Origin of the sequence: Janthinobacterium agaricidamnosum NBRC 102515 = DSM 9628 (assembly GCF_000723165.1) — a bacterium.
Classification (GTDB): Bacteria; Pseudomonadota; Gammaproteobacteria; order Burkholderiales; family Burkholderiaceae_D; genus Janthinobacterium; species Janthinobacterium agaricidamnosum.
This window is the reverse complement of the sequence record NZ_HG322949.1, coordinates 4,603,892-4,611,221: the sequence shown is the minus strand read 5'-3', so window position 1 is coordinate 4,611,221 and position 7,330 is coordinate 4,603,892. Positions and strand designations below refer to the sequence as shown.

General features: G+C 48.4%; 6 protein-coding genes and 1 tRNA gene. 3 read left to right on the top strand and 4 right to left on the bottom strand.

All coding sequences use genetic code 11. The features are described from left to right. Positions 1-617 precede the first annotated feature (617 nt). From GJA_RS26890 to GJA_RS26880, 3 genes are all read left to right on the top strand, one after another. On the top strand, positions 618-1,055 hold the full coding sequence (locus GJA_RS26890) for a DUF3304 domain-containing protein (RefSeq protein WP_081905501.1): 438 nt from the start codon (positions 618-620) through the stop codon (positions 1,053-1,055). Positions 1,056-1,251: 196 nt separating this feature from the next. Continuing rightward, complete coding sequence (locus tag GJA_RS26885) at positions 1,252-1,686, top strand: DUF3304 domain-containing protein (protein ID WP_081905500.1); 435 nt, start codon at positions 1,252-1,254, stop codon at positions 1,684-1,686. Next, on the top strand, positions 1,676-3,661 hold the full coding sequence (locus GJA_RS26880) for a T6SS phospholipase effector Tle1-like catalytic domain-containing protein (RefSeq protein WP_174525994.1): 1,986 nt from the start codon (positions 1,676-1,678) through the stop codon (positions 3,659-3,661). The genes GJA_RS26885 and GJA_RS26880 overlap by 11 nt, the downstream gene beginning before the upstream one ends. Positions 3,662-3,767: 106 nt before the next feature. On the opposite strand, the gene GJA_RS19820 is transcribed toward GJA_RS26880, so the two are convergent. The 4 genes from GJA_RS19820 to GJA_RS19805 form a co-directional block, all read right to left on the bottom strand. After that, positions 3,768-3,843: transfer RNA gene (locus GJA_RS19820), tRNA-His, on the bottom strand. Positions 3,844-3,933: 90 nt separating this feature from the next. Continuing rightward, positions 3,934-4,815: a glutamate racemase gene (gene murI / locus GJA_RS19815; RefSeq protein ID WP_051781166.1), complete on the bottom strand. Its 882-nt coding sequence runs from the start codon at positions 4,813-4,815 to the stop codon at positions 3,934-3,936. Positions 4,816-4,894: 79 nt separating this feature from the next. After that, positions 4,895-6,436, bottom strand: a complete 1,542-nt coding sequence (locus GJA_RS19810; protein WP_038495703.1) for a fumarate hydratase — start codon at positions 6,434-6,436, stop codon at positions 4,895-4,897. Positions 6,437-6,490: 54 nt separating this feature from the next. Continuing rightward, positions 6,491-7,099, bottom strand: a complete 609-nt coding sequence (locus GJA_RS19805; protein ID WP_038495700.1) for a TIGR00645 family protein — start codon at positions 7,097-7,099, stop codon at positions 6,491-6,493. Positions 7,100-7,330: the final 231 nt, after the last annotated feature.

Genomic DNA, 7,330 nt, shown 5'->3' with positions numbered 1-7,330 from the left:
CCCAGCGTCAATGCATACAGCCGCGTGGCGCTGGTGAATGCCGCCAGTGCGGAAAAGATTGTGCCGATCACGTTGGATGCCATGCCGTTTCCTATGAGTTCATCGAAGCGTTCGATGAATTATCAAGCAACTTATTTAGTTTGCAACCCTAAAGTGTAGTGAGGAATTTGTATTTCAGACATTCAATTGATGCTAGTCAAGCTATCTCTTGTTTGAGGCAGTGGGTGATGTTTGTTGTATGTCTTAGGCTGACAGTGTTGTGTGCGACGTCGTGTTGATTTTGCAACTAGGATGTTGAGACACTGACTCAGCATGGAGAGCAGTGGCGGCCGAGGACGGACTCATAGTGAGTCATGCGATGGCGAGCAATGCAGATACAGGCATCGCACGTATTGTATTTTATTGAATCGTGATAATTTTTTTTGAATTAATTTGTCATTAAATATATTTGTGATGAATATTATGTGAAATTATCTGTGTGCATATCTGGAGAGCTGATTTATCTGGATTATGAAAATATTAAAGTGAATATGAAGTATATGGGTGGAAAATGATAAAATTAACAAAAGTATTTTTTTTACTACGATCCTTTTTTTATTTCTGGATGTTCAGAGAAGATGATTGCCGCTAGTATCAATGGCTACAATCATACTGAAAATATTGCTATTGGAATTTTTTCTGTCAATGGCGGTATGGGGGCAAATGTCAACCCTCAAAGTGGTGGAGGTAAGGAAACCTGCTGTGTCATGATACCTAAAAAATGGAGGGCCGGATTAAAGGCGGAAATAGAGTGGTCATATGACACTGAGCAAAATGATCCTAATCCTCCTTTGCCATCTCAAAAAATTATAATTGATATTCCTGAATATAGAAAGCCAGGGAGAATTCAAGTTCATTTTTATGATAATCATCGTATAAAGTTGGTTGTCTCTGATTGTTCTATAACTCATCCATTTTACCCTATGAGTGAAAAAGATAAATTTCCTTGGATTTCATATGACAAGGAAGAAGAGATAAAAGCAATGAAGCGAGATGGAAGAAAGAATCAATGTTGAATCTGGTATTTGATTGATTGAGGTAAATTGTAGTTGAGTTTAAATTGAAAACAAAAAACGTGTAAATAATAGAAAAGATTTTTAATATGAGAGAAGAAAATAATATAAATTCTTTTAAAGATATATTTTTTGATATTTTTGGAAATATATTTTGTTTTTGCATTTTTTTATTTATTTCATCTTGTTCTGAAAAAAAATACCTGCTGCTATCAATGGATATAATCATAGTTCCACATTAATAATAGAAGGTTTTTCTGTTAATAATGGAATGGGAATGAATCTATATCCGGAAAATGGTGGTGGCGGAGAAACCTGTTGTGTGATGATTCCAAAACAATGGAGGCCTGGTTTAAAAGCCAATATAGAATGGTCATATGATACGAGACAAGATGATCCAAATCCACCACCACCTCCACAGAAAATTGAAATTGATATTCCTGAGTATAAAAAGCCGGGCAGAATCCAGGTTCATTTTTATGATGATTATCATGTGAAGTTGGTTATTTCTGATTGCTCTATTACTCATCCATTTTATCCTATGAGTGAAAAGGATAAATTCCCTTGGATATCATATTGCAAAGAAGAAGAGTTGAAAGCTATGAAGAGGGATGGGAGAAAAAATGAATGCTGAGCAAATTCAGTTTGCTAATATTCCCGAATTATTTAAAACACGTAGCGTGGATCGACCACTAAATAGCCGAGAAATTATGCAACGTGCAAAGGCTATTTCGACGAATAATTACAAACCTAGAGAATTAAAATGTACTGGGCAAATTTTCATTGGTATTTTTTTTGATGGAACAGGAAACAATGAAGATATAGATTATCTTCAAGTTAAAAATTTACCAGCAAAACAAAAGCATAGCAATGTGGTTCGCCTCTTTCACGCTTACCCTGATCATCTTATGCGTGGAACCTCAAAATACTATCGTTATTACATTCCTGGTGTTGGAACAAATTTCCCGGAAATTGGGGATAACGGTGGTATGCTCGGAACGGGAGCGTCATGGAATGGTGAGCCTAGACTCATATGGGGATTAACAAGAATTTTTAATGCTATTAGCGATTATGTTTATGGTGATGTTTTAATTTCAACTGAAAAATCGGGAAATATTGCTAACAATACAGGTGGTATCGGATCCATCGCATTTCATAGAGAACATGTATTTAAATCTTACTGGGCTGGGGAATTAAAGAAAAGAATTTCTAGGCGAACTGATGGGCGGCCAGCTCCGGAGCAGATTAATTTATCTATTTATGGATTTTCACGTGGAGCGGCAGAAGCACGCGCATTCGTGAATTGGTTATATGCTATCTGTGATGAAAAGGATGATGCTTATACATTTTGCGATATTCCTTTACGCATCGAATTTTTAGGAATATTTGATACTGTAGCATCAGTCGGTATCGCGGGAGGTTTTAGTAATGGTTTGTTGGGATCCGAGGGGCACCAGTCTTGGGCAAGTAATAATATGCAAGTGCACAGGGGAGTGGAGAGTTGTCTTCATATAGTGGCTGCGCATGAAGTTCGGGCTACATTTCCCTTAGATTCAGTACGCGTTGATGGTGTATACCCAAATAATGTTAAAGAGTATGTGTACCCTGGTGCCCATTCTGATATCGGTGGTGGTTATAGTATTGATGCACAAGGGAAGACTGATGCTTTGGCACGTATTCCTGGTTTTGAAATGTATTGCGCAGCACTTATTGCTGGTTCTCCATTTTTTAACTTGAAAGAATTAGCAAAAAAATTCGTAAACGCTCTTGTGCCAACTCAAGCCACAATAGATATTTTTAAGAATTATTGCTCCGTAGCGGCAGTACAGCCTGGACCGGTGGAGACGATGATGCAGCAACACATGGGACATTATTTTAATTATCGTTATCATGCACGTCATGATCCGGTGAATAATCCCAAGGTCACCAGCTATATCAAGCGACAGTTTTATAAAAAAGCCATTGCTGAACAAGAATTTTTGCGTGATACCCAGCAACATTTTATTGCCATTTTGGCTGGTGTTGCAACTGATCTAGAAAAAATCATGGCTAATGAAAAGTCATACGATCAGTATGTGTCACAGCCTTTTGTTTCCACTGGTTCGTATATCCCAAGCATTGCGATTGTCAAATATGGATTGAAGGCAACTCCGCGTATTTCGGTGCTGAGGGATGTTTTGGATAATGGCGACAGGGACCGATTGGCTCATGGTCTCCCTGAAAAACTCAAAAAATGGCGAAAGTGGCTGCCACAGAACCTATCCCCAGAGCTTTCCGATGCTGATGCTCCAGAGCGTGATGTATTGAAAGTGGTTGCCACATTGTCCGATGAGCCCCAGCCACCCGAAGTGGTCGAGTTTTTCGATCACTGGGTGCATGATTCGATTGCTGGTCTGGCAAAAGACAAAGTGAACGAGTTCTTGCTCAACGGAATAGGTATCGCGAAGTTCAGGCGTGTGTATTTTGGTGACCGTGGCGATGCCATGTTGCGTGATGCTGCCGCTCAATTGAATAAAGAGCGTATGGCGGCCATTGAGTCGAAAAGAAAGATATTGAGGCAGCAACACCTTGAAGCCGCTGAGTACCAGCGTACCCGGCCAACCTGGTAGGGCTGAAAAGGGAGGGTTTGCAGCAGACCCATCGACGCAAGGTTCAAGGCAAGAAAAAAGGGTTACAAGCCGAAGCATGTAACCCTTTAATTTACTACTTGTTCTGTGGGGTGGCTGATGGGGCTCGAACCCACGACAACAGGAATCACAATCCTGGACTCTACCAACTGAGCTACAGCCACCACTGTCTTACGTTTGTCTTGATGTTTCCCAGACAGGTGCCGAATTATACAAACATCTTCGCCATCCTGCAAATCTAAATGCGGCTTTTTTTAAAAATTCTGCAGACAGTCCAGATTTCCGCTTTTTCCGACCGGCGGATGCCAGCCCAGCAAGCTGGAAAACGCCTGTGACAGTGCCGGCACATTGGCGCTGGCGAATGCTTGCAGACGCGCGGTCTCGCCATCGCCGGCTTCACTACTGCGCAGCAAGCTTGCCGCCTCCAGCAGCCGGGCCAGTTGACGCGCCACCGCTTCGCCGGTATCGACCAGCGTCACCGGCCTGGCCGTGGCCTGCTGCACCGTGCGTTCGATCGCGTCGAGCACGAATGGATAATGCGTGCAGCCAAGCACCAGCGTATCGGCGCCCTGTTCCAGCAGCGGGGCGATATAGTGTTGCAGCATCTGGCTGGTGGCGTCGTGTTCATCCGTGCCCAGTTGTCCCTGTTCGATCAGGTCGACCAGGCCTATGCATGGCTGCAACAGGAATAACGCATGGCTGGCTGCGCTGATCTGTTCGCGCAGCAACAGGAACTTTTCTCCGGACAAGGTGCGGCTGGTCGCCAGTACGCCGACCTTGCCATTGCGGGTCAGCGCCGCGGCAGGTTTTAATCCCGGTTCGACGCCGACGACAGGCAGTTCGGGATAACGCGCGCGAATCGCCTTGATGGCGGCGACGGTGGCGGTATTGCAAGCGACTACCAGCGCCTTGGCGCCCCGTTCCAGCAGGAACGCGGCGATCGCCAGCGAGCGTTCGACGACCACCTGTTCCGGCTTGTCGCCATAGGGCGCAAAACCGGAATCGGCAAAGTACATCAAGTGTTCATGGGGCAATTGCGCGCGGATGTGGCGCAATACCGATAAGCCGCCCACGCCGGAATCGAAGACGCCGATGGGCGCGTCGGATGGCTGGCAAGAGTGTAAGGCAGGATTCACATTGATCTTCGTGGAAGTAAAACAGCGTCCCGTACAGTATAAGCGATCGCGGCGGGACGCTGTCTGATGCGAGGATGCGTCAGGCAACCGTGACCGGGATCTGGCCGACGCTGCTCAGGTTCTCGATCTTGGCTTGCCATTCTTTCGGACCGGTATTGTGCACCGAGGTGCCCTTGGCGTCGACCGCCACCGTCACCGGCATGTCGACCACGTCGAATTCATAGATCGCTTCCATGCCCATGTCGGCAAAACCCAGCACCTTGGCGCTCTTGATTGCTTTCGACACCAGGTAAGCCGCGCCGCCGACCGCCATCAGGTAAGCCGACTGGTGCTTCTGGATCGATTCGATCGCGACAGGGCCGCGTTCGGCCTTGCCGATCATCGCGATCAAGCCGGTCTTTTCCAGCATCATGTCGGTGAACTTGTCCATCCGGGTCGCGGTCGTCGGACCGGCCGGGCCGACGGCTTCGTCGCGCACCGGATCGACCGGGCCGACGTAGTAAATCACGCGGTTCTGGAAGTCGACCGGCAATTCCTCACCCTTGGCCAGCATGTCCTGGATACGTTTGTGGGCGGCGTCGCGGCCGGTCAGCATCTTGCCGTTCAACAGCAGGGTCTGGCCTGGCTGCCACGAAGCCACTTCTTCCTTGGTCAAGGTGTCCAGGTCGACGCGTTTCGATTTTTCGGTGTCCGGAGTCCAGTGCACTTCAGGCCACGACGACAGCGACGGCGGTTCCATATAGGCCGGGCCGGAACCGTCCAGCACGAAATGGCCGTGGCGGGTGGCGGCGCAGTTCGGGATCATCGCCACCGGTTTCGACGCCGCGTGGGTCGGATGCATCATGATCTTCACGTCCAGCACGGTGGTCAGGCCGCCCAGGCCTTGCGCGCCGATGCCCAGCGAATTGATCTTGTCGCACAGTTCGATGCGCAATTCTTCCAGCTTGTTTTGCGGGCCGCGTTGTTTCAGTTCGAACATGTCGATATCTTCCATCAACACTTCCTTTGCCATCAGCATCGCCTTTTCGGCGGTGCCGCCGATGCCGATGCCCAGCATGCCTGGCGGGCACCAGCCGGCGCCCATGGTCGGCACGGTTTTCATGACCCAGTCGACCAGCGAATCGGATGGATTCATCATGATCATCTTGGATTTGTTTTCCGAGCCGCCGCCTTTGGCCGCGACCTTGACGTCGACGGTGTTACCTTCGACCAATTCCATATGCACTACGGCCGGCGTGTTGTCCTTGGTATTCTTGCGGTCGAAATGCGGGTCTGCAACGATCGATGCGCGCAATTTGTTGTCGTCAAAATTGTAGGCGCGGCGCACGCCTTCATTGACCGCGTCGGTGACGGTGCCGCTGAAACCTTCGAAGCGCACGCCCATGCCGATCTTCAGGAACACATTGACGATGCCGGTATCCTGGCAAATCGGACGCTTGCCTTCCGCACACATGCGCGAATTGGTCAGGATTTGCGCAATCGCATCCTTGGCGGCCGGGCTTTGTTCGGCCGCGTACGCGCGCGCCAGATGCTCGATGTAATCGGCCGGATGGTAATAGCTAATATATTGCAACGCGGCGGCGACGGATTCGATCAGGTCTTCTTGCTTTATGACAGTCATGGTGTTCTCGCGAGTGTGTAAGACAGAGTCAGTAGAAATAAGGAAAATGAATAATTAATGCGGGCGGGCCTGGTTTTGCGTGACCGTCATGATGCGGTCGGTATAAGCAATCGCCAGCGCCGAAATAATGAAGACCAGGTGAATCGCGGTCTGCGCGAACACCACATTCATCGGATAAGAAGTCGCGTTGATAAAGGTCTTCAGCAAATGGATCGATGAAATGCCGATGATCGCCATCGCCAGCTTGGTTTTCAGCACCGATGCATTGACGTGCGACAGCCATTCCGGCTGGTCTGGGTGGTCGTCCAGGTGCATGCGCGACACAAAGGTTTCATAACCGCCGATGATCACCATGATCAGCAAGTTTGAAATCATCACCACGTCGATCAAGCCCAGCACCACCAGCATGATGGTGGCTTCGTTCAGGCTGGTCGGCAGCGGCGCGCCCGGCACCGCGACCGCGGTCAGGATGTGCTGCAAGGCGGCGTCGTTGCCGAAGATGGCGCCGATCAGGTCCGACAGCTCGACCCAGAAATGAAATACATACACGCATTGCGCCAGGATCAAGCCCAGGTACAGCGGTAATTGCAGCCAGCGCGACATGAAAATGAAGGCCGACAAAGGATGCAGTTTGGTGGTTTGTTTGATGTTCTGGTCGAGCATTGGGATTTCCTGGAATTAATACCTAATAGGGGCATGCCCGACATTTTACACTTGCTGCCAGTACATGCGTATGGCCTTGATCGGCCTGGAAGGTATTGATACGCCTCAATCTTTGCAAAAAAAACAGGCTGTTTTTATTTTTTTCGACAGATGATGACGGGTGCTGGGCAGGGGAAGCTGAACAGAATCCGCGAATGTGGGTAAAATTGCCTACGAGGATAAGTTTTAGGC

What these genes read in the sequence shown, in the direction of transcription:
- GJA_RS26890 (WP_081905501.1), top strand. Translation starts at nt 618, where the DNA reads ATGATTGCCGCTAGTATCAATGGCTACAATCATACTGAAAATATTGCT.
- GJA_RS26880 (WP_174525994.1), top strand. Translation starts at nt 1,676, where the DNA reads ATGAATGCTGAGCAAATTCAGTTTGCTAATATTCCCGAATTATTTAAA.
- GJA_RS19810 (WP_038495703.1), bottom strand. Translation starts at nt 6,436, where the DNA reads ATGACTGTCATAAAGCAAGAAGACCTGATCGAATCCGTCGCCGCCGCG.
- GJA_RS19805 (WP_038495700.1), bottom strand. Translation starts at nt 7,099, where the DNA reads ATGCTCGACCAGAACATCAAACAAACCACCAAACTGCATCCTTTGTCG.